The 24,746-nt window shown below is 60.4% G+C and carries 25 protein-coding genes and 1 pseudogene; 14 read left to right on the forward strand and 12 right to left on the reverse strand.

The window, feature by feature from the left end; all coding sequences use genetic code 11:
• The first annotated feature begins 336 nt into the window (after positions 1–336).
• The 3 genes from QD461_RS25530 to QD461_RS25540 all read left to right on the forward strand — a co-directional run bounded on the left by QD461_RS25530 (position 337) and on the right by QD461_RS25540 (position 2,856).
• Positions 337–1,023 carry a TetR/AcrR family transcriptional regulator gene (locus QD461_RS25530; RefSeq protein ID WP_184702395.1) on the forward strand — a complete coding sequence of 229 codons (687 nt, stop codon included), beginning with the start codon at positions 337–339 and terminating at the stop codon, positions 1,021–1,023.
• A gap of 109 nt (positions 1,024–1,132) precedes the next feature.
• Positions 1,133–1,972 carry an AraC family transcriptional regulator gene (locus QD461_RS25535; protein ID WP_414090152.1) on the forward strand — a complete coding sequence of 280 codons (840 nt, stop codon included), beginning with the start codon at positions 1,133–1,135 and terminating at the stop codon, positions 1,970–1,972.
• A 140-nt stretch (positions 1,973–2,112) separates the two neighbouring features.
• The gene (locus QD461_RS25540; RefSeq protein WP_414090154.1) at positions 2,113–2,856 is read left to right on the forward strand and encodes a TerC family protein; all 744 of its coding nucleotides are present in this window, start codon (positions 2,113–2,115) and stop codon (positions 2,854–2,856) included.
• Between the two features lie 101 nt (positions 2,857–2,957).
• Here the strand turns inward: QD461_RS25540 and QD461_RS25545 are convergent, their stop codons facing one another.
• Complete coding sequence (locus QD461_RS25545; protein WP_414090155.1) at positions 2,958–3,368, reverse strand: hypothetical protein; 411 nt, start codon at positions 3,366–3,368, stop codon at positions 2,958–2,960.
• 361 nt (positions 3,369–3,729) lie between these two features.
• On the opposite strand from QD461_RS25545, the gene gltX reads away from it, so the two are divergent.
• Genes gltX through QD461_RS25560 form a run of 3 tightly spaced genes read left to right on the forward strand, consistent with a single transcriptional unit; the run spans position 3,730 to position 7,018 of the window.
• Entirely contained in the window at positions 3,730–5,187 is a 1,458-nt protein-coding gene (gene gltX / locus QD461_RS25550; protein ID WP_414090156.1) for a glutamate--tRNA ligase, read from the forward strand.
• 14 nt (positions 5,188–5,201) lie between these two features.
• Positions 5,202–6,698 (forward strand): lysine--tRNA ligase, encoded by a 1,497-nt coding sequence (gene lysS, locus QD461_RS25555; protein WP_414090157.1) that lies wholly within the window; start codon positions 5,202–5,204, stop codon positions 6,696–6,698.
• A gap of 35 nt (positions 6,699–6,733) precedes the next feature.
• Entirely contained in the window at positions 6,734–7,018 is a 285-nt protein-coding gene (locus QD461_RS25560) for a hypothetical protein (protein ID WP_414090158.1), read from the forward strand.
• Positions 7,019–7,059: 41 nt separating this feature from the next.
• On the opposite strand, the gene QD461_RS25565 is transcribed toward QD461_RS25560, so the two are convergent.
• Positions 7,060–7,872: a hypothetical protein gene (locus tag QD461_RS25565; RefSeq protein WP_414090159.1), complete on the reverse strand. Its 813-nt coding sequence runs from the start codon at positions 7,870–7,872 to the stop codon at positions 7,060–7,062.
• 222 nt (positions 7,873–8,094) lie between these two features.
• Between QD461_RS25565 and QD461_RS25570 the strand changes: the two genes are divergently transcribed.
• The 8 genes and pseudogenes from QD461_RS25570 to QD461_RS25605 all read left to right on the forward strand — a co-directional run bounded on the left by QD461_RS25570 (position 8,095) and on the right by QD461_RS25605 (position 15,668).
• Positions 8,095–9,003, forward strand: a complete 909-nt coding sequence (locus QD461_RS25570; RefSeq protein ID WP_184702379.1) for a LysR family transcriptional regulator — start codon at positions 8,095–8,097, stop codon at positions 9,001–9,003.
• A gap of 68 nt (positions 9,004–9,071) precedes the next feature.
• Entirely contained in the window at positions 9,072–9,698 is a 627-nt protein-coding gene (locus tag QD461_RS25575) for a 3'-5' exonuclease (protein ID WP_414090160.1), read from the forward strand.
• 135 nt (positions 9,699–9,833) lie between these two features.
• Entirely contained in the window at positions 9,834–10,994 is a 1,161-nt protein-coding gene (locus tag QD461_RS25580; protein ID WP_414090161.1) for an ABC transporter substrate-binding protein, read from the forward strand.
• A 144-nt stretch (positions 10,995–11,138) separates the two neighbouring features.
• Positions 11,139–12,070: pseudogene (locus QD461_RS25585) on the forward strand (ABC transporter ATP-binding protein).
• Complete coding sequence (locus QD461_RS25590; protein WP_414090163.1) at positions 12,067–13,041, forward strand: ABC transporter permease; 975 nt, start codon at positions 12,067–12,069, stop codon at positions 13,039–13,041. Before QD461_RS25585 ends, QD461_RS25590 begins: the two are co-directional and overlap by 4 nt.
• Positions 13,031–13,846, forward strand: coding sequence for an ABC transporter permease (locus tag QD461_RS25595; RefSeq protein WP_414090164.1), 816 nt, complete (start codon positions 13,031–13,033; stop codon positions 13,844–13,846). Before QD461_RS25590 ends, QD461_RS25595 begins: the two co-directional genes overlap by 11 nt.
• A 13-nt stretch (positions 13,847–13,859) precedes the next feature.
• Positions 13,860–15,287, forward strand: coding sequence for a gamma-aminobutyraldehyde dehydrogenase (locus tag QD461_RS25600; RefSeq protein ID WP_414090166.1), 1,428 nt, complete (start codon positions 13,860–13,862; stop codon positions 15,285–15,287).
• 207 nt (positions 15,288–15,494) lie between these two features.
• Positions 15,495–15,668 (forward strand): DUF1328 domain-containing protein, encoded by a 174-nt coding sequence (locus QD461_RS25605; RefSeq protein ID WP_184702365.1) that lies wholly within the window; start codon positions 15,495–15,497, stop codon positions 15,666–15,668.
• Positions 15,669–15,701: 33 nt separating this feature from the next.
• Here QD461_RS25605 and QD461_RS25610 read toward each other — a convergent pair whose 3' ends face one another.
• The 10 genes from QD461_RS25610 to QD461_RS25655 form a co-directional block, all read right to left on the reverse strand.
• On the reverse strand, positions 15,702–16,376 hold the full coding sequence (locus QD461_RS25610) for a DUF1345 domain-containing protein (RefSeq protein ID WP_414090168.1): 675 nt from the start codon (positions 16,374–16,376) through the stop codon (positions 15,702–15,704).
• 108 nt (positions 16,377–16,484) lie between these two features.
• Positions 16,485–17,216 (reverse strand): SDR family oxidoreductase, encoded by a 732-nt coding sequence (locus QD461_RS25615; RefSeq protein WP_414090169.1) that lies wholly within the window; start codon positions 17,214–17,216, stop codon positions 16,485–16,487.
• Positions 17,217–17,321: 105 nt separating this feature from the next.
• Positions 17,322–18,452, reverse strand: a complete 1,131-nt coding sequence (locus QD461_RS25620; RefSeq protein WP_414090170.1) for an extracellular solute-binding protein — start codon at positions 18,450–18,452, stop codon at positions 17,322–17,324.
• A gap of 14 nt (positions 18,453–18,466) precedes the next feature.
• Positions 18,467–18,928 carry a MaoC/PaaZ C-terminal domain-containing protein gene (locus QD461_RS25625; protein WP_414090171.1) on the reverse strand — a complete coding sequence of 154 codons (462 nt, stop codon included), beginning with the start codon at positions 18,926–18,928 and terminating at the stop codon, positions 18,467–18,469.
• Positions 18,929–18,931: 3 nt separating this feature from the next.
• Positions 18,932–20,005, reverse strand: coding sequence for a Gfo/Idh/MocA family protein (locus QD461_RS25630; RefSeq protein WP_414090172.1), 1,074 nt, complete (start codon positions 20,003–20,005; stop codon positions 18,932–18,934).
• Positions 20,006–20,299: 294 nt separating this feature from the next.
• On the reverse strand, positions 20,300–20,629 hold the full coding sequence (locus QD461_RS25635) for an L-rhamnose mutarotase (RefSeq protein WP_414090173.1): 330 nt from the start codon (positions 20,627–20,629) through the stop codon (positions 20,300–20,302).
• 13 nt (positions 20,630–20,642) lie between these two features.
• Positions 20,643–21,755 (reverse strand): mandelate racemase/muconate lactonizing enzyme family protein, encoded by a 1,113-nt coding sequence (locus tag QD461_RS25640; protein ID WP_414090174.1) that lies wholly within the window; start codon positions 21,753–21,755, stop codon positions 20,643–20,645.
• 10 nt (positions 21,756–21,765) lie between these two features.
• Positions 21,766–22,863, reverse strand: a complete 1,098-nt coding sequence (locus QD461_RS25645; RefSeq protein WP_414090175.1) for an ABC transporter ATP-binding protein — start codon at positions 22,861–22,863, stop codon at positions 21,766–21,768.
• A 5-nt stretch (positions 22,864–22,868) separates the two neighbouring features.
• Positions 22,869–23,735, reverse strand: a complete 867-nt coding sequence (locus QD461_RS25650) for a carbohydrate ABC transporter permease (RefSeq protein ID WP_414090176.1) — start codon at positions 23,733–23,735, stop codon at positions 22,869–22,871.
• A 2-nt stretch (positions 23,736–23,737) separates the two neighbouring features.
• Entirely contained in the window at positions 23,738–24,631 is an 894-nt protein-coding gene (locus QD461_RS25655) for a carbohydrate ABC transporter permease (protein WP_414090177.1), read from the reverse strand.
• Positions 24,632–24,746: the final 115 nt, after the last annotated feature.

Genomic DNA, 24,746 nt, shown 5'->3' on the forward strand with positions numbered 1-24,746 from the left:
GGCCGGAGATGCCGGCGGCCGGAGATGCCGGCGCAGCCTGGGCGGGGGCGGGGTTGCCGCGCGTTTCGGCGACAGGAGCATCTGCGGATGCACCGGCCTCCCGAGCGTCCGCTTCGGCTTCAGCGGGCTCATTCACGATGCGCGCTACATTGTTTCCATGACTTGACGACATTGCCCTACCACCGAAAATCTTGGTAAAAATAATCGAACCGAACGGTTCAGTTCAATTGACATAGAGCGTTTTAGATTCCATATCAAGAGATATCGAACCGCGTGGTTCGATTTATTTGGCGAATCTGTTTAAGATTCAGAAAAAATGGATCGAAGAAGGAGACGATGAAACACGAATCGCAAAATGCCGTCGTATTGAACGCGCCCGCACCTGCATCCGGTGGACGGTGGGCCGCCGGCGAGGACCCAGCCAAACGCCATCAAATTCTCGAGGGCGCCAAACGCGTCTTTATGAAAATGGGCTTCGATGCGGCGAGTATGAACGACGTCACTCGTGAGGCCGGCGTTTCCAAGGGCACCTTGTACGTCTATTTCGCCAATAAGGAAGACCTGTTCGCCGCCATCGTAAATAGCGAACGCGCGCATTTCGTCGAAATCGTGCGTGCCGCTCTTGTCGATAACGCCGATATTTCGTCCAGCCTTCTTGAATTCGGCAAGGTTTTCGCGACGCACGTCACGTCCGACAAGACCATCAGCGCCATGCGGACGGTCGTTGGCGTGCGCGAGCGCATGCCGTCTCTCTGTCAACGCTTCTTCACCGGCCCAGATAATCTGCGCACCGTGCTCCGCGGCTTTCTGGAGCGCAAGGCCGACGCAGGCGCCGTGGAGATAGAGGATTACGATCTGGCCGCGCGCCAATTCCTTGAGATGGCCAGCGGTGGCTACTTCAAGCTGCGGCTGTTTGGCGACATGGAAGTCCCCCCTTCCCCGGACGAAATCGATTATGTCGTGCGCGGCGCCGTGCGGGTCTTCCTCGCAGCCTACGGCACCGAACGGCGGGATCGTACCTGACAGCGCACTCGGTTGCCGAAATGCGGAGCATCTCCCAACTCCGCAATGGCGATCAAGCATCGCGCCGGCCAGGCGCTTATGACTGGCCCGGCAACTAGGGGAGTTAAGCATGAGCGCGATCAGCAGAGCGATATGGTTCATCGAAAGCCATTTCACGTCCGACATTTCGCTCGATGAGATCGCCGCGACGGCGGGGCTTTCGCGCTATCATCTGTCGCGCGTCTTCGGCATGACGACGGGCCACTCGATCAGCGGCTATATCAGGGGCCGCCGTCTCAGCGGCGCGGCTTTGGCGCTGATCGACAACTCTTCCACCATTCTCCAGGTTGCCCTCGATGCCGGCTACGGCTCGCACGAGGCCTTCACCCGTGCCTTTCGCGAGCAATTCGGCATGACACCGGAAAGCCTGCGCAAACAGGGGCACGTTCGCAACCTCGCTCTACAGGAGCCGATCAGAATGGACGACACCCGCTTCCCCAAGCTCGAAGCCCCACGCTTCGAGACCTATCCCGCAATGCTGCTTGTCGGCTTTGCGGGAACCTACGCCCATGAAGCCACGCAGGCGATCCCTTCGCTGTGGCAGAAGTTCAATCAGCACTATGGCCACATCCCCGGCCAGGTGGGCAATGTCGCCTACGGCGTCTGCACGCCTGCGGATGAGGGCACCGAAGGCTTTCGCTATATGTCTGCCGTCGAAGCCAGCGAAGCCGACAATCTTCCCGAAGGCTTCACGACAACGAGGTTGCCGCAGCAACGCTATGCTGTCTTTACCCACCGCGGCCATATCTCAGGCATTACGGCCACGGTGCACCAGATCTTCGGCGAATGGCTTCCGCAATCGGGCCACGAGCATGGCGGAACGCCAGACATGATGGAACGCTATGATGATCGGTTCGATCCGCGCACCGGCACGGGCGTGACCGAAATCTGGATCCCACTGAAAGCATAAGCACTGCGCTGCCGCCACGAAAATGGCGGCGGCGCTTGTACCGAAGACGGCACTCCTTACATTACGGCCATTCTGGAAGGCTGAGGCTGGGGGTCAGCATCGGCCGCGCCGATAAAAAAGCTGGCAAGGGGAAATCGTCCATGGACATCGTTGGGCTTATACAGGATCCGAGCGCGTGGGTTGCGCTTGTCACACTGGTGGTTATGGAGGTCGTGCTCGGTATCGATAACCTCATCTTCATCTCGATCCTGACCAACAAGCTGCCCGTCGAACATCGCGACCGAGCTCGCAAGATCGGCATCGGCCTTGCGCTTGGCATGCGTCTCGCGCTGCTCGGGACCGTCGCCTGGATCGTCCAGCTGACGAACCCCGTCTTCGAGATCTTCGGCCAGGGCTTCTCGTGGAAGGATATGATCCTGATCGGCGGCGGCCTCTTTCTCGTCTGGAAAGCGACGAAGGAAATCCATCACAATGTCGACCCGCAGGAGCAGGGCGAGGATTTCATCGCCAAGTCCACAACGACGACATTCGCCGCGGCCATCGGTCAGATCCTGCTGCTCGACCTCGTCTTCTCGATCGACAGCATCATTACAGCCGTCGGCATGACGCCGCATCTGCCGATCATGTTCATTGCCGTGATCGCCGCCGTCACCGTCATGCTGGTCGCCGCAAACCCGCTCGCCAATTTCATCGAGAAAAACCCGAGCATCGTCATGCTGGCGCTCGCGTTCCTGCTGATGATCGGCACGACGCTGATCGCCGAAGGCATGGGTGTGCATGTTCCGAAGGGCTACATCTACGCCGCCATGGCCTTCTCCGCGCTCGTGGAGGTGCTCAACATGCTGGCGCGCAACCGGCGGAAAAAGATATCCGGCGGCCGTTGAGCGATAAAGCCGCACCCTGAAACGGGTGCGGCTTTGGAACGTTTTCGCGCATTCCGGACGGAAAACCGCTACGTATTTTTCCTGGAAATGCCCCTGTCCGATCAGTCCTGAACGTGGATGTCGACATATTCGCCGACATCGCCGCGTCCGTAGATATCGACTTTCACCCAGACATTGCCGCGAACGATGAGGTTGCCGGCGTCATTCGCGATATTGCCATTCGCCAGCATCTCTTCGAGCTTCGCGCGGTTCGTCGGCAGCGAAAAGAAGCTGTCCCCCTGATCGCCACGGTCGCGACGGCGATAGGCATGATAGTTCGCTCGGTCCTGTCGGATGATCTGCCAGGGGGCCGTCAGTCGCTCGCCCTTGGAATTGTAAAGGTCGTCGCTGCCGATATAGGCGCGATAGGATTCGATCAGCTTCGCCGAGCCGTCACGCGTAATGGTCGATTGTGCTGCAGCGACATCGAACATGGCGGCTGTCAACAAAAGGCTCAAAATCAATTTCTTCATTGCTTCCTCGCGGTGAACGATTGAAGACCTATTTCGCAACTACCTCGAAAATTGCAAATCAAATTCGTCAGCTTGTCCGCTTTTATTCCGGTAGCCTTAGGAAGCGTAAAGAGAACCTATGAAATTGTGAGAGCGGCTCAAATCGATGCGGCACGATGCCGGTCACCCCATCGCGGAAGCCTCACAACGCAGTTTCCCTTGACGCCATCACTTGAATATGGCCTAAGCCAGCCATATGGAAAACGCGGAATAGAAGCGGCAAGACGCCCTTTTCCGGCCGGTTTCCTGATCCAGACACACATCTTCGGCTGGACGGTGCTCGTCCCGAGCGCGGCCCGGCCCTTTATGACGGGCAAACAAGATGACCACTTCAGGCGTTCGCGTCCGCATCGCACCCTCCCCCACCGGCGAGCCGCATGTCGGCACGGCCTATATCGCGCTGTTCAACTATCTCTTCGCCAAGAAACACGGCGGCGAGTTCATCCTGCGCATCGAGGACACCGACGCAACCCGCTCCACTCCGGAATTCGAGACCAAGGTGCTGGACGCGCTGAAATGGTGTGGCCTCAAATGGTCCGAAGGCCCCGATATCGGTGGCCCCTACGGCCCCTACCGTCAGAGCGACCGCAAGGACATCTATAAGCCTTACGTCGAGAAGATCGTCGATGCCGGCCACGGTTTCCGCTGCTTCTGCACGCCGGAGCGCCTGGAAAAGATGCGCGAGGCGCAGCGCGCCGCCGGCCTGCCGCCGAAGTATGACGGGCACTGTTTGAACCTCTCGGCCGAGGAAGTCACCACGCGCGTTGCAGCCGGCGAGCCGCATGTTGTGCGCATGAAGATCCCGACCGAAGGTACCTGCAAATTCCATGACGGCGTTTACGGTGATGTCGAAATCCCGTGGGATGCCGTCGACATGCAGGTCCTCTTGAAGGCCGACGGCATGCCGACCTATCACATGGCCAATGTCGTCGACGACCATCTGATGAAAATCACCCATGTGGCGCGCGGCGAGGAATGGCTCGCCTCGGTGCCGAAGCACATCCTGATCTATCGCTATCTCGGCCTCGAGCCACCGGTGTTCATGCATCTGTCGCTGATGCGCAATGCCGACAAATCGAAACTGTCGAAACGCAAGAACCCGACCTCGATTTCCTATTACACCGCTCTCGGCTATATTCCCGAGGCGCTGATGAACTTCCTCGGCCTGTTCTTCATCCAGATCGCCGAGGGCGAAGAGCTCCTGACCATGGACGAGCTTGCCGAAAAGTTCGACCCGGAAAATCTCTCCAAGGCCGGAGCGATCTTCGACATCCAGAAGCTAGACTGGCTGAACGGCCGCTGGATCCGCGAGAAGCTCTCGGAAGAAGAATTCCAGCACCGCGTCCTGACCTGGGCGATGGAAAACGACCGCCTGAAGGAAGGCCTGAAGCTGTCGCAGTCGCGCATCACCAAGCTCGGTGAACTGCCCGACCTCGCCGGCTTCCTGTTCAAGTCCGACCTCAACCTCGATCCCTCGGCCTTCGCCAAGATCAAGTCGACGCCGGAAGAACTGCTTGACATCCTGAACACCGTGCAGCCGGACCTCGAAAAGATCCTGGAATGGAACGTCGAGACCATCGAAGCCGAGCTGCGCGCCATCGCCGACCGCATGGGCAAGAAGCTGAAGGTCATCGTAGCACCTCTCTTCGTCGCCATGTCAGGCTCCTCACGCTCGCTACCGCTATTCGACAGCATGGCCATTCTCGGCCGCTCCGTCGTGCGCCAGCGGCTGAAGCTTGCAGCCCAGACCGTTGCGACCCTCGTCGGCCCGAAGAATTGAACGGACTTAGAACCATGAACGACAAGACCGAAACATCCACCCTTTCCTCAGACGCAACGGAAGTCCGCCGTCAGAAGCTGCAGCTGCTGCGTGAGCAGATCGGCGACGTCTATCCCGCGCATTTCCACCGCACGCTGACGAATGCCGAACTGGCCACGAAGTACGAGGGCCTTGAGCCGGACACCGAAACGACCGATGTCGTCACCGTCGCCGGCCGCGTCTATTCCTCGCGCAATTCCGGCATGTTCATGGATATCCATGACGCCTCCGGCAAAATCCAGATCTTCAGCCACAAGGACGTGACGACCGAAGAGGCCCGTACCCTGCTGCCGATGATCGACATCGGCGACATCATCGGCGTGACCGGCGTCGTGCGTCGCACCAAGCGCGGCGAACTCACGATCAATGCCCAGCAGATCACGATGCTGACCAAGTCGCTGCTGCCGATGCCCGAGAAGTGGCACGGCCTGTCCGACATCGAGCTGCGCTACCGCAAGCGTCATCTCGACATCATGACCAACGAGGAATCCAAGCTCCGCTTCCAGCAGCGCAGCCGCATCGTTTCGGGCATCCGCCGCTTCATGGAAAATGACGGCTTCATGGAAGTCGAGACGCCGATGCTGCACTCGGTGTATGGCGGTGCCACCGCCGAGCCGTTCAAGACGCATCACAACACGCTGAAGCTCGACATGTTCCTGCGCATCGCGCCGGAACTGTTCCTGAAGCGCACGCTGGTTTCGGGCCTCACCGACAAGGTGTTCGAAATCAACCGCAACTTCCGCAACGAAGGCGTTTCCACCCGGCACAATCCTGAATTCACCATGATGGAGTGCTACTGGGCCTATGCCGACTACGAGGACATCATGGACCTCGTCGAGCGCCTGTTTTCGACGCTCGCCATGTCGATCCACGGCAGCACCGAATTTGCCTTCGGCGACAAGCAGATCTCCTTCAAGGGTCCGTTCCGCCGCGTGCCGATGCCTGACGCCGTCAAGGAAGCCACCGGTATCGACTTCCTGGCGATCAAGACCGACGAGGAAGCCCGCGCCGCCTCCAAGGCCGCCGGCTTTGCCGTCGAGAAGGACGCCACCTGGGGCGAATGCCTTGCCTTCATCTTCGAAGAGAAGGTCGAGGGCACGCTGATCCAGCCGGCACACGTCACGCATTTCCCGAAAGACATCTCGCCCTTCGCCAAGGAAGTGCCCGGCGAGCCGCGCCTCGTCGAGCGTTTCGAGACCTATTGCAATGCCTGGGAACTTGGCAACGCCTTCTCGGAACTCAACGATCCGGAAGAGCAGCGCGCCCGCATGGTCGAGCAGCTTCAGCAGGCGCATGCGCGCGGCGAAAAGGAAAAGCAGCTTGACGAGGAATTCCTCGACGCCATCGACCAGGGCATGCCTCCGGCAGGCGGTCTCGGTATCGGCGTCGATCGTCTCATCATGCTTTTGACCAACTCGCCGTCGATCCGTGACATCATCCTGTTCCCGGCACGCCGCAACAAAGCAGACTGAGACAAACTCGCTCCCCGAACATAAAGGTGCGCACCATGACGGATAACGAGACATCATCAGCAGATGCCGACCGCGAACAGCAGCGGCTAGCCGATCTGGCTGAGATGGGCGACATCGATCTGTCGCAATACGCACCGGGAACGTTCGGTTGCCACGAGGCAATGCATACGGCGTCGGTCATGCTCGACATGACCGACGACCAGTTGCTGTTACACCCGGCGATCCTCGCCAATCCCGAATTCTACCGTCTCGCCGGCGAAGTTCACGAGGCGCTCTTCGCGCTTTACCAGGCCATCGGCGAAAAACATCTGGCGGATTGAGGGCACTGGCCTTCCGCCCGGCGGCGAAAGGCCCACGCTAATCAGTTCGTAACTGGCGACCGCCGGTCCGCAGCGCCCGTCATCGTCGGATCCAGCTCCGCCGACGGGCTTTTTTCRTCCATGGTCGCATCGGCGCCAATGAATTCGCCATTCCGGTCATATCCGGGCCGCACATTGCCTGTCGATTTCGGCTCGGGGGGGGAAGGCGTGTTGTCCTGCTCCTTTGCCTGCTTCGCAGCCGCCTTCTCTTCCGCAGCGATCGCGGCCTTGAGCTTGTCCTTCTTGGCGTCGCCGGCACTGGCGTCTGCCGCCAGAGCGTTGTCGCAATCGCTAAGGTCCTTCAATCCGGCAATGGCGGTATCGATATCTCGTGGCAGCATGGTGATCTGCTCCCCGTAGAACAGGCCGGCCGTGCTGGCGCCGCCGTCGTAGTAGCGTGCCGTCACCGGAGTCTCCGTGCTGCCGTCGGCAAGCTTTTCCGGATGCGGCACATAGACGACATCGGCGCCTAGAGCGCGACCGCGAATATCGGAACGCAACGTTGGCCCGTTCTCGTCAAGAACAACAACCTGCACGAGATCCGGTTTCTGCTCCTGATAGACCGCCTTGGCGACACGCAACGCTGTCGTCACACGGGTCACGCCATCGGTCGGATTGGTGCGGATATATTTGCGCACCCAGAACCGATTGTCCTTGCGGATGGTAACGAGATTGATGTCGATACACTGCAGTCCGTTGGGGGAAGCAGATGCGAGGCCGAGGAGTCTGTCCTTGCCGAAATAGATCGCCAAAACGCCGGAGCAGCCTATGAGAAAGGCCACCCCGCCGATCATGACGACTAACTTCCGGGGCATCCGGAAAATATGCAGTAAGGCGCTCACGCCAACTGCTCCAGCATAGACCACTCCAAGGCGATAAAGATGATCAACCCTCACGTTAGGGATTTGGCGTTTCGGAATACTTAAAACGGAGGCAAAACTTACGTCCTTCGCCGCGACTTTACCAAAAAAGGTCCGAACGTTCACAGCTATGGCGAGCGCTTGCTTTCCCTGCCGCTGCCATGCTCTAACCTTTTCATGGCCTTCACCTTGAGACAGTTGCAATACTTCGTCGCCGTCGCGGAACAGGGTTCCGTGACCAGAGCGGCGCAGAATCTCTCTATCTCGCAATCCTCGGTCACCGAAGCGCTGAAAGAACTGGAGAGCGACCTTGGTGTGGAACTGTTCGAGCGCCACCCGCGCGGGCTCTCCATCACCCATAACGGCCACCAGTTCCTACGCCATGCAACGAAGATTCTCGCGACGGTTTCCGACGCGCGCACGAGCTTTTCCGGCAAACGGAACGAGTCCGGCGGTACGCTGAACATCGGCGTGACATCGCTTGTCGCCGGCTATGTGCTCTCCGATCTTCTGGCACGCTACCGCCGCGCCTGCCCCGGCGTCGAAGTCAGCGCCATCGAAGACAATGGCGGCTATCTGGAACATCTTCTGGTCGGTGGCGAACTCGATGTCGCCGTCATGGTTATTTCAAACCTTCGCGACCGTATGGCGCTGCAGGCCGAGATCCTAGAGACCTCGCCCTATCGCCTCTGGCTGCCGATGGGCCATCCCCTCGTCTCCGCTGACATCATCAGCGTCGCCGACATCAGCCGCGAACCGCTGATCATGCTGACCATCGACGAAATTGAGGAAAATACCGGCAAGCTTTTGACGGCACTAGGTGCCCGCCCTCACGTCGCCTTCCGCACGCGCTCGGTCGAGGCGGTCCGCAGCCTTGTCGCAACCGGAGCGGGTGTAGCGCTACTGCCTGACCTGGTCTATCGCCCTTGGTCTCTGGAAGGCGACCGCATCGAGAGCCGCGACGTCTCCGGCTCTCTCCCTGTGGTGCAGGTCGGTATGGTCTGGCGCAAGGGATCGAGCCTGCCGCAGGCCGCGCGCGACTTCGTCGGCGTCGCCGAAAGCATGCGTACGGGGCGGCAGCGGTAGCTGAGGCTACCATCTGGCGTCTCGCACCAAATACAATCTTAGATTTGTTAAATGGGAAGGAGCCAGACGTGAAGACCGCCATCATATTTGACTGCGAATTCCTTTGCCTCGAAGGGTCGCAACGCCGATTCTGGTGCGCCGCCGATGATCCCGATCCAGTCGTCGCCCAGGTCGGCGCCGTCAGGCTTGGCCTTGGAGGCAATTTCCCGATCCTAGATACTTACAAGGCCTATATTCGCCCGATCGACAGGTTCGGCGATCAATATCGACTCGATCCGTTCTTCACTGCCCTCACAGGCATTACCGAGGAGAACATCAGGTCGGAGGGAGTCTCGTTGTCGGATGCCCTCGCCGGCCTTGATCGCTTCTCAGACGGCGCCCGCTTCTGGTCGTGGGGCAAGGACGAGCTGAATATGATGGCAATCAGCTGCTATGTCGCCGGAATTCAGCCCCCCATTCCCGCACATCGTTTCGACAATGCCGTAAAGCTCCTGCTGGCAGCGGAAATGCCTATCGAAGAGCTGGCCAGAACGCCGAGCAACAAGCTTGCGGACTACTATGGCGTGCAGCATCCACCGCTCCGGGGTCATGATGCGCTCGATGACGCGCTTTCCATTTCCTACACGCTGCAACACCTGATGAAAGCCGGAGATCTGCAGCCGAGCGCCTTCGATCTCGAGCACATCGGCAGTTAGGAATCGGAATTTCCGATATCACCTTTCTGATAAATGAATTTGCGAATGCGGCGAAATCGCGCCACCTTTTCTCCCGGGAACAAGAAGCCAGACACTGGCTCCACAATATCAAGGCTCAAAAACCGGGAGAGTCCGATGAAGCATCTGCTGAAATCATGCACGGCTGCACTCGCATGCTTAAGTTTTGCCACGCAGGTCATTGCCGCCGAGCCGCTGAAAACACTCGGCAAGGGCGAAGGTGCCGTCAGCATCGTCGCATGGGCCGGCTATATCGAGCGCGGCGAAAGCGACAAGAATTACGACTGGGTCACGGGTTTCGAGAAGGAAACCGGCTGCAAGGTCAGCGTCAAGACCGCTGCGACATCCGATGAAATGGTCGCGCTGATGAATGAAGGCGGCTTCGATCTCGTCACCGCCTCGGGCGACGCATCGCTGCGCCTCGTGGCCGGCAAGCGCGTCCAGCCGATCAACACCGATCTGATCCCGAGCTGGAAGACCCTCGACGACCGGCTGAAGAGTGCCCCCTGGCACACGGTCAACGGCGTCCACTACGGCGTCCCCTATCTCTGGGGGCCAAACGTGCTGATGTACAACACCGATACCTTCAAGGGTCAGGCGCCGAAGAGCTGGAATGTCGTCTTCGAAGAAACGACGCTGCCTGATGGCAAGTCCAACAAGGGCCGCGTGCAGGCCTATGACGGTCCGATCTATATTGCCGACGCTGCCCTGTACCTCATGGCCCACAAGCCCGAACTCGGCATCAAGGACCCTTACGAGCTCAACGAAGATCAGTACAAGGCCGCTCTGGAACTGCTGCGCGGCCAGCGCAAGATCGTCAGCCGCTACTGGCATGACGCCATGATCCAGACGGATGACTTCAAGAACGAAGGCGTCGTCGCCTCCGGCTCCTGGCCGTTCCAGGTGAACCTCTTGCAGGCCGACAAGCAGAAGATCGCCTCCACCTTCCCGGACGAGGGAACGACGGGCTGGGCCGATACCACCATGCTGCATGCCGACAGCGAACATCCGAACTGCGCCTATATGTGGCTGGAACACTCGCTGCAGGCCAAGGTGCAGGGCGATGCCGCCGCCTGGTTCGGCGCCGTGCCTTCCGTTCCGGCAGCCTGCAAGGGCGATGAACTCCTGACCGACAGCGGTTGCGCCACCAACGGCTACGACCACTTCGACAAGATCAAGTTCTGGAAGACCCCCGTCGCCAAGTGCACCAGCCAGAGCGAATGCGTGCCCTATCATCGCTGGGTCTCCGACTATATCGGCGTGATCGGCGGCAGATAAAGCGCCGACACTGGCCTTCGCCGCTCCGAGTGTGGAGCGGCGACCCTGCCGGCACGCTGATGCGCCGGCTCCCATAGCAGACCAGATACTGATCCGGTCCGGCTGACATCGTTTCAAACACGTTGCATATCCCTGGAGAAATCAATGAACGCCGTTCGTTTCCAGCAGGTGTCGCGCCATTTCGGCCAGGTCCGCGCTGTGGACAGTGTCGATCTGGAGATCGCGCCCGGCGAATTCTTCGCCATGCTCGGCCCTTCCGGTTCCGGCAAGACCACCTGCCTCAGGTTGATCGCCGGCTTCGAGCAGCCCACGGGCGGCCATATCGAGATCTTCGGCGAGACTGCCGAAGGCGTGCCGCCCTATAGGCGCAACGTCAACACCGTCTTCCAGGATTATGCGCTGTTTCCGCATCTCAACATCCTCGACAACGTCGCCTATGGGCTGATGGTCAAGGGTGTCGGCAAGACCGAAAGAGTGCGTGCCGCCGAACAGGCGCTGGAATTGGTTAAACTGCCAGGCTATGCCGCCCGCCGCCCCGGCCAGCTCTCCGGCGGCCAGCGCCAGCGCGTGGCGCTCGCCCGCGCCCTCGTCAACAAGCCGAAAGTGCTGCTTCTCGACGAGCCGCTCGGCGCTCTCGACCTGAAACTGCGCGAGCAGATGCAAGAGGAGCTAAAGAGCCTGCAGCGGGCGCTCGGCATCACCTTCGTCTTCGTCACCCACGATCAGGGCGAGGCCCTGTCTATGGCCGACCGCGTTGCCGTCTTCAACGACGGCCGCATCGTGCAGCAGGGCACGCCGCACGATATCTATCAGCGGCCGAAAACCCGCTTCGTCGCCGATTTCGTCGGCTCCTCCAATGTCATTGCCCCCGAAACCATGTCGTCGCTCGGCGGCGAGCGGCGCTGGGCCAGCCTGCGCCCCGAAGCCATCCGGTTGACTGAGGAGAGCGGCGTGGCGGCGACCGCGCCCGCCTGCATGTGACCGTGCCCGCTGGGCAATCGGCTCCGGATACCGGCGCGTCCGTCCGCCTCGCATGGCTGCCGGCGGATGTGCACTACATGGATGACGCCGCATGAACGCCGCAGCCTTTCCCACTTCGGCGAAGCAAGCGCCGGCCTCGATCCTGCCGAGCCGAGGCGGCGTCTTCGGCCGGCTCTCCGATCTCTTCTGGCGCCGTCCGAAGCTGCTGCTGGTTCTGATGCTGACGCCGCCGCTGCTGTGGCTCGGCGTCATCTATATCGGCTCGCTGATCGCGCTGCTGCTGCAGAGCTTCTTCTCGATCGACGACTTCTCGGGGTTGGTGAACTACGAATTCACGCTCTCAACCTATGCACAGCTGTTGAATTCGACGAATTTCGACATCATCATGCGCACGGTTGTTATGGCCGCACTTGTTACCATCGCCTCGGCTCTGGTCGCCTTCCCCATCGCCTACTATGCCGCCCGTTATGCGCAGGGCAAATGGAAGGCCCTGTTCTATCTCGGCATCATGCTGCCGCTGTGGTCGAGCTACCTTGTAAAGGTCTATGCCTGGAAGCTGATCCTCGCCAAGGAAGGCATCCTCACCTGGATCTTCGCCAAGCTGCATCTCGGCTGGCTGCTCGACGGCGTGCTCAGCCTGCCCGTCATCGGCGGCAACTCGCTGTCGGTCAGCTATATCGGCACCTTCCTTGTCTTCGTCTATATCTGGCTGCCCTACATGATCCTGCCAACCCAGGCCGCTCTCGAGCGCGTGCCGGCGAATCTGCTGGAGGCCTCGTCGGACTTGGGCGCCACGCCGAACCAGACTTTCCGCACGGTGCTGTTGCCGCTCGCGCTGCCCGGCGTCGTCGCCGGCTCCATCTTCACCTTCTCGCTGACCTTGGGCGATTACATCATCCCGCAGATCGTCGGTTCCTCACGCCTCTTCATCGGCCAGGCTGTCTATGCACAGCAGGGCACGGCCGGCAACGTGCCGCTCGCCGCCGCCTTCTCGGTCGTGCCCATCGTCATCATGGCCGTCTATCTCTGGGTCGCCAAAAAGCAGGGAGCTTTCGATGCGCTCTGATCGTGGCCAACGCGCCTCTTTTCCGCTGAAAGCCGCAGCTGCCGGTGGCCTGCTCTTCCTGCACCTGCCGATCCTGCTGATCTTCGTCTATGCCTTCACGACGGAGGAGAAGAGCTACCAGTGGCCGCCGCCGGGCTTCACGCTGCAATGGTTCGGCATTGCCTGGAACCGGCCGGATATCTGGTCTTCGCTGGCACTCTCCGTCCAGGTGGCAACGATCGCAACCGCGATCGCACTGCTGCTCGGCACGCTCTGCGCCGCAGCCGTCAGTCAGACGAAATTCTTCGGCCGCGAGGCGATCTCGCTGCTGGTTATCCTGCCGATCGCGCTTCCCGGTATCATCACCGGCATCGCGCTGCGCTCCGCCTTCAGCTTGTTCGATATCCCGTTCTCGGTCTGGACGATCGTTCTCGGCCATGCGACCTTCTGTGTCGTCGTGGTCTATAACAATGCCGTCGCCCGTTTCCGTCGTACCTCCGGCTCGCTCATCGAAGCGTCGATGGATCTTGGCGCCGATGGCTTCCAGACCTTCCGCCATGTCGTCCTGCCCAATATCGGCACGGCGCTGCTTGCCGGGGGCATGCTCGCCTTCGCGCTGTCCTTTGACGAGGTCATCGTCACCACCTTCACTGGTGGCCAGCAGATGACCTTGCCGATCTGGATGCTTGAGGAACTCATTCGCCCGCGCCAACGACCCGTTACCAACGTCGTCGCCATGGTCGTGGTGCTTGTCACCTTCCTGCCGATCCTGGCAGCCTACTATCTTACCCGCGACGGCGATCAAATCGCCGGCGGCGGCAAATAAAAGGGAGAGAATAATGGATACCCAGATGCTGATCGGCTCCCGCTTCGAAGCCGGCACCGAAACGGAGGAACGCGTTCTTAACCCGAAGACCGGCGAGGCCGTGCTCAGTCTGCCGGAGGCTTCCCTCGGCCAAATCGATGCCGCCGTCGACGCCGCGGAAAAAGCCTTCAAGAGCTGGTCGCAGACCACGCCTAGCCAGCGCTCGGCCTATCTCCTTAAGATCGCCGATGCCATCGAGCGGGATGCCCAAGGCTTCGCGGCGCTTGAGGCGCTGAATTGCGGCAAGCCGATCAACGCCGTGCTCAACGACGAAATCCCAGCGATCGTCGACTGCTACCGCTTCTTTGCAGGCGCGGTGCGCAACCTGCACGGCCCGGTCGCCGGCGAGTATCTGCCCGGACACACCTCGATGATCCGCCGCGATCCGATCGGCATCGTCGGCTCCATCGCGCCCTGGAACTATCCGCTGATGATGATGGCCTGGAAGCTCGCGCCGGCGATTGCCGGCGGCAATACCGTGGTCTTCAAGCCCTCCGAGCAGACGCCATTGACGGCGCTGAAGATGGCAAAGCTGTTGGCGGATATTCTGCCGGAAGGCGTCGTCAACGTCATCCTCGGCCGCGGCGAGAGCGTCGGAAATGCTTTGATCAACCACCTGAAGATCAGCATGGTCTCCATCACCGGCGACGTTGCCACCGGCAAGAAGGTTTTGCAGGCCGCTGCCAAGACCGTGAAGCGCACGCATCTCGAACTCGGCGGCAAGGCTCCCGTCATCGTCTTCGACGATGCCGATATCGACGCCGTCGTGTCAGGCATCCGCACCTTCGGCTACTACAATGCCGGCCAAGATTGCACCGCCGCTTGCCGCATCTATGCCGACGCCAAGGTCTACGACAATTTCGTTGCCGATTTGACGTCCGCCGTCTCCAGCATCAAGTTCAACCTTGCCGACGATACCGAGAACGAAATCGGCCCGCTGATCTCCAAGCGCCAGCGCGACCGCGTCGAAAGCTTCGTCACCCGCGCCGCCGAACACAAGCACATGGAAGTCACCACTGGCGGCAAGATCTCCGGCGAACGCGGCTTCTTCTATGCGCCGACTGTGGTTGCCGGCGCCACGCAGGACGACGAGATCGTCCGACGCGAAGTCTTCGGCCCCGTCGTCTCGGTCACACGCTTCACCAACCCCGACGACGCCGTCGCCTGGGCTAACGACAGCGACTACGGCCTCGCCTCCTCGGTCTGGACCAAGGACATCAGCCGCGGCATGCAGACGGCCGCCCGCCTGCAATATGGCTGCACCTGGATCAACACCCACTTCATGCTGGTCAACGAAATGCCGCATGGCGGCATGAAGCAATCCGGCTACGGCAAGGATATGTCAGTCTACGCGATCGAAGACTACACCGCGGTTCGGCATGTGATGATCAATCACGGGTGATGTGAGGGTGGGGCGTAAACCGGCCTTCTTGAGTTTGAGGTGCCGCTATACCCCCTCTGTCGCGACAGCGACTGAGGGGGGTGTCGCGCTTTCTGCAAGTTCCTAACCACCCACCCAAAACCGACGCCTCACCATAACCAAAACGCCCCGGGAACAATTCACCCTCCTTCCGCGTCTTCAAGAAGTACAACGCAGAGGAGACTGCTAATGCTGAAATGGGCTCTCATTTTCTTTGTGATTTCGCTGGTCAGCGGCTTTTTCGGCTTTTCGGGCGTATCCGCAGCAACAGCAACTATTGCACGCGTTTTGTTCGCCATCTTCCTGATCATCTTCCTGGTGTTCCTGATCCTGGCCGTCATGGCCGGCAACGCCGCCCTTTGACGAGATCAGCCACCGGTCGCTATCGGGGCGGGCCTAGATCAGGCTCGCCCCAACGTTTATGGCGAGAGCCAGGATCGTTGTGTTGAACAGGAACGACAGGATGGCATGGAGAAGCGCCAGCTTACGCATCGAAACCGTGGAAATGCCGATATCGGCGGTCTGAGCCGCCACGCCGATGGTGAAGGAAAAATAGAGGAAGTCCCAATAAATCGGCTCCTCCACCGGCTCGGCGAATTTCAGCCCCTGCCCCTTGCCCGGAGCGCTGTAGAACCGATGCGCATAGTGAATGGTAAACAGCGTGTGCAGGAACGCCCAAGAGATCAGGATCGTCACGATCGCCATCATCACGCGGAAGAACGCGACTTCGGGTGAAGCATCCTTGACCCCGAGCAGGTCAAGCACGATGCCGCCGATACTCGCAATAGCGGCCGCAATCGACAGGAACAGCAGAAACCCGTCTGAAAAATCCAGATCGGCGGATCGTTTGCGGATGCGCTGCGCATCGGCAGTCAGCATCCGATAGAGGCTGTAGACGATGAAGACGGTGGCCGTCGTATCCCAGGCAATCAACAGATTGCCGACATTGAAATCACGCGACGTCAGAAGCAGGAAGACGGCGATGCCGGCAAGCACCGAGATTACAATCACATGATGCTTACGCCACAAGACCCGCCATCTCGAACGATGCAAGTGTCCCTGCGCATCCATGCCGCTCTCCCGATCGTAAATCGTCTTACAGGACGTCGATTCGCCGATGAGAGTGTCAAATAAAAGAAGACCCCGCAATACGGGGCCTTCAAGTGGTGAACCGATAGCTCAGCCTGTCCAGCCCCCGTCGATGACGTGGATCTGGCCAGTCGTGAAGCCCGCCTCGTCGCCGGCGAGATAGGTTACCAGCGCAGCGATCTCCTCGGCGGTCGCGATGCGGCCCATCGGCTGGCGGGCGATAAAATCCTTCATCGCCTTGTCATAGTCGCCGGTTGCCCGTAGCCGCTCGTGCAGCGAGGGGCTGTCGACGGTGCCGGGGCAAATGGCGTTGGCGCGGATACCCTTGGCAACGAAATCTGCGGCGATCGATTTGGTGAGCCCGATGACGGCGGCTTTGGAAGCGCAGTAGGCGAAGCGATAGGGCACACCCTTCACGCTGGAGGCGACCGAGGCCATATTGACGATCGAACCCTTGCCCTTCTCCAACATGCCCGGCAGGAAGGTGCGGCACGTCACATACATCGCCTTGGCATTGAGGTTGAAGGAGAAATCCCAGTCCTTCTCCTCGCAGTCGAGGATCGTGCCGGCATGGACGAAACCGGCGCAATTGAAGAGCACGTCGATCGGGCCGATCTCTTCGGCGTATGCCTTGACGGCTGCACTGTCGAGCACGTTCAACACATGCTTCGTGGCGCCATCAAGCGTGGAGAGCGTCTGCTCGTTGATATCGGTGGCGTAGACATGCGCGCCAAGCGAGATGAAGCGCTCCGCCGATGCCCGGCCGATGCCCTGCCCCGCCGCCGTGATGACGACCTTCTTGCCTTCCAACCCGTGACCCATGATTTTGATCCTTTCTTCGGGAACTATGATCCCATCCATCCCGGCCGCATGGCCACTACCGTGGGCAAGATCAAGCAATAACAATCAGTTGGCGCTGCCTCGCGCTTATGCTTCGAACGACTGCGCGAAGCGGCGGTTCAGCCTGTCGATGAGGACTGTATGCCGCTCGCCGCTTCGCAGTCCATCGCTAATCATCTCGGATGCGTCGCTTTGAAATGCCATGTAGCCGTCATGCCGCGGCCGTACATAGGCACCCTCCAAGGTGGCGCGCGTGTTGCGGTAAAAGTCGAGCGCCGATGCGTTGACCGCATCGCTGACCCAGGCGTTGGCATGGCCCGGCTGACCGTTTCCATTTGCATAGATGCCGGCTTGCACGGGCCCGCCGGCGATCCAGCGGGCAAAGGCCTTTGCCTCTTCAGGAGCCCGCGTACGTGCCGAGACGGCAATGCCCGTACCGCCCAGCGCTGAGCCGTTCGGGGTGCGGCCATCGATGACAGGCATATCCGCAAAGGCTATCCGCGCCTGCCTGAAGCCTTCAAAGGAATAATTCACGTAGCCATAGATGAAGGGCGACGCGACATAGGGGCTGTCGGGCTTGCCCATCAGATCGAGCACAGCGATCGGATCCATCTCGTAGCAACTGACATCCATGCCGGCGACGAGCCGCGCTATCCAGTCAAGCACCGCTTCACCATCGGCCTTGGCGATAAAATCCGGGCGTTCGATGCTGCAGGGCGTGCCGAGATGGGCAGCCAGCGTGATGAAGGTCATCAGCGAGTGCGGCGGCCGCATCGGCAGGATCGCCCGGCCCTCCTTGGCGAGCATCACGAACTCAGAGAGATCCTTGACCTGCGCGCTCAGTTGATCCGGCCGATAGGCTTGCACCTGCGTCGCCGCATCAAGCGGAAAGGCCCACTGGCGCCCCTGCCAATTGTAGCTCGGATAGGAGCGTCCGACCGTGCCCGCCTCGATCGCCACAAGTTCATCGGCATGAGCAGCATCATCAAGCGGCAGCAGGCAGTTCTCGCGCGTGATCTGGCCGACATGCGGGTGGTCGATGACGATGAGGTCGTATTGGGCGGCAAGCTCTTCCACCGGAAAGGTCTCGAAATCCTGCAACGACCGCTTCTCCCAGCTGATCTCGACGCCGGTCTTGTCCTGCCACACCTTCGAGCAGGCGACCATCGGATCGTAGCCGCGCGGATGCGACCAGGTCATTCCCCTAAGTTTCGTCATGGGGAGCTTCACCATCATGCCTTCCCCACGCCAGTCTTGCGCTCGACGACCAGGATATGATCGGCGACAAGCACGACTTCATCGCGCTGGTTCAGCACCTCGCAGCGCTCGACAACACGGCCGGACGCCGGACGCTTCGGATCGTCTTCCTTCGCCGAAATGGTAACGCGCGTGCGGATCGTGTCGCCGATATGTACCGGTCGGACGAAGCGCAGCCGGTCGTAGCCATAGGAAAAGGCGACGGGATTGATCAACGAAGCCGTGAGGCCGACGCCGATCGCAAAGATCATCGTGCCATGCGCGATGCGCTGGCCGCCGGGCAAGGTCTTGGCGAATTCAGCGTCCATATGGTGCGGAAAGAAATCGCCGGTATGGCCGGCATGAACGACGAAATCGGTCTCGGTAATCGTCCGTCCGGTGGTCACCCTGACATGGCCGAGTTCGTAGTCTTCGAAATAGATGGTTTGTTCTGCCATTCCTTACGCCTTCGGAAGTTCTGCAATCGGCGTCGCCGGTGCGGCGCTCGACTGATAAGCGGCTTCGACGAGGGCCATGGTCTGCCAGGCATCCTCAACGGAGCCGATCAACTCCTGATCCTCGCCGGATGCGAAGCGTTGCAGGTTGGCCATGCGGTTGACAAAGGCATCCGGGAACCAGGCGCCTTCCAGCTTGACCCGGACCCAATCGCTGCCGCCTTCGGGGCGGATCCACAGCTCGTCCGGCTCGCCACGCGGATAGTCGAGATTAACGCCGAGCTTGATATAGGCGGCGCCCGTGGTGCCGGAGATGCGGAACTCGCAGGCCTGGAACTTGCGCCCGAAATCATGGTCGTGATTGACCGACAGCACGCAGCGCACCTTGTCGCCATAATCGAGGATCGCCGCCGTCCGGGTCTGGGCGACTTCGTGATTGGGGTGCCCGATGGTCTTCGCATGGACGCCAAGCGGATTGCCGAGCAGACCACGAGTGAAATCGAGATAGTGGATCGAGTGCATGGCGATCTCGATCCGCGGCAACCCCTTCAGGAAGGGCCAGAGCCCCCAAGGTGTCGCGAGCGCCAGCCAGGCGTCGAAATCGACCACCTCGCCGAGATAGCCCTTCTCTACGGCATCGTAGAGCGCCAGCATCATCGGCGCGAAACGAAGCTGGAAATTGACCGCTGCCTTGATGTTGCGCTCGCGGCAGACCCGCAGGATGTCAGTGGCACCGGTGAGATCGCTGCCCATCGGCTTCTGGATCAGCGCGAAGGAGCCGCACGGCAGCTTCGCCAAGATTGGCGCATGCGCGGCCGGCGGTGTCGCGAGATCGAAGATCGCGCCGTCGACAGCCAATGCCTCGGCCTCGGTAGCAAAGGCTCGAATGCCCCATTGCGCCGTCAGCGCCGCTGCCTTTTCGGCATTCGGATCGTAGAGACCGGCAACCGGGAAGCCAGCTTGCTTGTAGGCCGGAAGATGTGCGTCGCCGACGATGCTGCCGGCACCGAAGATCACGATCGGGCGGGGATTTGATGGCTTGGGCCACCATTGGCGAAGGGATGTGGGATCGAAGGTCATGACACCTTCCCCTTGAGGGGGAGGGTCGGACCAAGGGTCCGGGGTGGGGTGATCCCTCCTTGCGTGAAAACGGCAGCGCTATGCGCTGAGGTGGCCAGCCCCACCCGCACATTCCGCGACGTGCCCCTCATCCGGCCTGTCGGCCACCTTCTCCCCGTTTTGACGGGGAGAAGGTGATGGGCGCACCCTCCGACAGCTCTCAACTTAAGAGGAAACGTGAGGACGCAACAAACGAGGTCGTCCTCTCTCCCCGCCTGCGGGGAGAGGGCTGGGGCGAGGGGCTGTTCTTGGAGATTAGTCAAGATGAAACACCTCCTCCATCATGGCCCACCACTCACCCTCCTTGCGGGTCTCGAGCGGCTTCTGGCAGGGAATGCAAACCGACCACCATTCCTGGTTTTTCGGGCTTGCCGCCATCTTGCGCATATCGGCCTCGAAATCAGAGCCGACATATTCCCAGTAACCGAAGAGCAGGTTTTCCGGCTCCTTCAGGAAGATCGAATAGTTGGTGATGTTGCACTCCGAGATCAGCGCCAAGATCTCGGGCCAGACGGCTGCGTGCAGTGCCTTGTATTCCGCGATCTTGGCCGGCTCCAGGCCGATCACCATACCCATCCGTTGCATGGCCAGTTCCTCCTCAGCCGTGGATTTCCCGGGTGAATTCGCCGATCGAGCGCGCCTTCACCGCATCCCAATCCCACTCGATGCCAATACCCGGTTCGGAAGGCGCGAGCGCCTTGCCGTGGACGATCTCCATGCCCTTGGTGGTGAGGTCGTCGAGCTGTGGGATATATTCGACATATTTGCCGTTCGGCACTGCGCAAGTGAGGCTGACATGCAGCTCCATCAGGAAATGCGGGCAAACCGGAATATCGAAGGCCTCGGCCGCATGCGCCACCTTTAGCCAAGGCGTGATGCCGCCGATGCGGGCAACGTCCACCTGCACGATCGAGCAGGCGCCCTTCTGCATGTATTCGCGGAAATGCCGGATCGAATACATGGATTCACCGACCGCAATCGGTGTCGGCGTCGATCGCGTCAACCGGATGTGCCCGTCGAGATCGTCGGCCGGCAGCGGCTCCTCGATCCAGGCAAGATCCAGCTCCTTCAATCGTGCCGCGCGGCGGATCGCCTCGTCGACAGTAAAGCCCTGGTTGCAATCGGTCATGATCTCGAAGCCGGAGCCAAGCGCCAGACGCATCGCGGCCAGCCGGTCGTAGTCTTCAGAACCATGCGGCTTTCCGATCTTCACCTTCGAGCCGGAAAAGCCCTTGGCCTTTGCCTGTAAGGCGTCCTCGACCAAGGCTTCCTTGTCGATATGCAGCCAGCCGCCCTCCGTCGTGTAGAGCGGGCAACGATCCTTGGCCCCACCGGCAAGCTTCCAGAGCGGCAGGTTCTGCTTCTTCGCTCTCAGGTCCCACAATGCCGTGTCGACGGCGGCGAGCGCCAATGCGGTGATCGGCCCGATGGTCGTCGCATGGGTGGCGAATTCGAGTTTATGCCAGATCGCTTCGATGCGATCTGCGTCCTCACCGATCAGAAGCGGCACCAGATGATCGGAGAGCAACCGCATGACGGACGAGCCGCCGGTGCCGATGGTGTAGCTATAGCCGGTGCCAACGGCGCCTTCGCTATCGGTGATGGTGACGATCGGCGTTTCCTGGCTAACGAAGCTTTGGATCGCATCCGTCCGCTTCACCTTTGGCGGCAGGTCGACCATGCGCAATTCAATTTTTTCGATGCGTGCCATGGGGGATTCCTTAGATTGCCAGGCTCTTGCCGGTTTCAACGGAGAAGAGGTGGGCCTGACTCAGATCGAAGCTCATCTTCAGCCGTTCACCGCTCTTCAGAGAGCGCGGATTGAGCATGCGCGACACCCATTCGCGCCCCGCGAACTCGACGAAGACAAGCGTTTCGTTGCCGAGCGGTTCGGTGATGGCGACAGGCAATGTCAGTTCATAGACGGCGGATTCCGCGCCGGAATGCAGGCCATGGCCGGTCGGGAAGATATCGTCAGGCCTGAGACCGAAGGCGACCTTTTCGCCTTCCTTGACTTTACCAGCAAACTGGCTGGGCAGCGGCAGGCGATCGCCATTGTTGAAGGCGAGTTCGCCGCCCTTCAGCGTCGCCTCTTCGATGTTCATCGGCGGCGAGCCGATAAAGCCGGCGACGAAGCGTGTGGCCGGCCGCTTGAATACCTCGTCCGGCGTGCCGACCTGCTCAATATGGCCATCGCGCATGATGACGATGCGGTCGGCCAGCGTCATGGCCTCCACCTGATCGTGCGTGACGTAGACCACCGTCGACTGCACCTTGGCATGCAGCTTCTTGATCTCGGTTCGCATCTGCGTGCGCAGCTTGGCATCTAGGTTCGACAGCGGCTCGTCGAAAAGGAAGACTTCCGGCTGGCGCACGATGGCGCGGCCCATGGCGACGCGCTGGCGCTGGCCGCCGGAAAGCTGCGCCGGGCGGCGATCCATGAGGGCTTCAAGGCTGAGGATGGCGGCGGCCTCGTTGACACGCTTGTCGATCTCTGCCTGCGGCTGCTTGGCGATCTTCAGCGAGAAGCCCATGTTCTCGCGCACAGTCATATGCGGGTAGAGCGCATAGGACTGGAACACCATCGAGATGTTGCGGTCGCGCGGTGGCAGGTCGTTCACGACGGTGTCGCCGATCTCGATCGTGCCGCCGGAAACCTCTTCCAGGCCGGCGATCATGCGCAGCGTCGTCGACTTGCCACAGCCCGAGGGACCGACGAGTGCAATGAACTCCTTGTCCGCGATATCGAGATCGATGCCGTGGACGATTTCCAGCGCGCCGTAGCGCTTGACGAGTTTTTTGAGGGAAACCTGAGCCATGGAGATTAACCTTTGACCGCACCGAATGTCAGACCCGACACCAGATGCTTCTGAATGATGAAAGTGAGAGCGAGCGCCGGAACGATCATGACGACAGCCAGTGCGCACATGCCGCGCCAGTCGATGGTGAACTCGGACGTATAGTCGAGCAATCCCACAGGCAGCGTCTTCGAATCGACCGAGCGCGTCAGCTGCGAGGCCAGTGCATATTCGTTCCAGCAAGTGAGGAAGGCGAATATGCCGGCGGATGCAATGCCGGGGCCTGCAAGCGGGAACTCCACCTGCCAGAAAGCCTGCCAGCGCGTGCAGCCATCGATCTGTGCCGCCTCGGCAAGGTCCTTCGGCACCTGCCTGAAGAAGCCGTCGATCAGCCAGATGGTGAAGGGCACGTTCAGCGCGACATAGGTGAGGATGAGGCCGAAATGCGTGTCTATGATCCCGAGCCGCGCATAGACCATGAACAGCGGCAGCGAAAGGGCAACACCAGGTACGGAGCGCGTCAGCATGAGCCCCAGGAACACCGTCGACTTGCCGCGGAAACGGAAGCGCGCAAAGGCATAGCCGCCGGACATGCCGATAATAAGTGCAATGGCAGTCGAGGTGATCGAGATGATCAGTGAATTGCGGAAATAATCCCAGACGGGAATGCCGCCCTGCCCGACGCCGCTGAACATCGAACGATAGGCTTCGAGCGAAAGCTCCTGAGGAATCCAAATCGGCGGCTTCGCCATGATCTCCACGGTCGGACGAAGCGAGCTGACGATGATCCAGAGACCCGGCAGGCAGATGATGAGCATCGCGATGAAAAGGCCGATGAGATAGGCGACCTTCCAGAGGCGGCGTTGCAGGCGTTGTTGAGCGTTGCGATCCATGATTACCACTCCGCTCCGATCTGGGTGCGGGCAAGCGCCAGCTTACGGAAGAAATAGACTGTGAAGGCGATCGAGAGAATGATCGAGACATAGGCCATAGCGTTGGCAAGCCCCATCTGCGCATCGGCATAGGCGGTGCGCCCGACCAGCGTCCAGATCAGCTCCGTGCGCCGAGCCGGACCGCCATCGGTCATGATCTTGACGATGTCATAGGCGCGGGCGACGTCGAGCGAACGGATGGTCATGGCGATGAAGGCGAAGGGCATCAGGAACGGCCAGGTGACGTACCGGAAGGTCTGCCAGCTGGTGCAGCCATCGACCTTGGCCGCCTCGACCGGCTCCTGCGGCATGGCGAGCAAGCCGGCAAGGATGAGGATGGCGAACACCGATGTGGACGACCAGACTTCGGCAACAACGATGGAGAGCAGCGCCAGATTGCCGTCGATGAGCCACGGTATTGCATCATTGGTAATGCCCAGCGACTGCAGCGCATTGTTGATGATGCCGACATTGTCGTTGAACATGAATTTGAACTGGAAGCCGACGAGAACCGGCGAAAACATCATCGGAAACATCATCAGCGTGCGCAGCACGCGCTTGCCGTGGGTCGCCTTGTTGACCAGGATCGCCAATCCCAAACCAAGCAGCATTTCCAGATTGAGCGCGATCGTCAAAAGCACCACGGTGCGCACGAAAGCCGCCAGAAACACCGGATCCGTCAGGATGCGGATGTAGTTGCGCAGACCGATGAAGGTGAAGAGCGTGGCCGGCCTTGTCAGGCGAAATGGCGTGAAGCTCGAATAAAACGAGAGAAGCAGCGGAAACAGAACGACCGCGACAAGGACGATAATCGCCGGAAGAAGAAGCAGGACCGGTGGAGATATTCTTTTGAACATGGTTTGCACCTGTCGGCATTCCTCGGCAGCGTGGCCCGGACTGCATGGAATGGATTGCTTGGGACGAGACCCGGCACAAGGCCGGCGGCACGGACCAGTCCCCTGCGGCACCGAC

The organism is Rhizobium sp. BR 314, assembly GCF_047445805.1.
GTDB classification, from domain to species: domain Bacteria; phylum Pseudomonadota; class Alphaproteobacteria; order Rhizobiales; family Rhizobiaceae; genus Rhizobium; species Rhizobium lusitanum_B.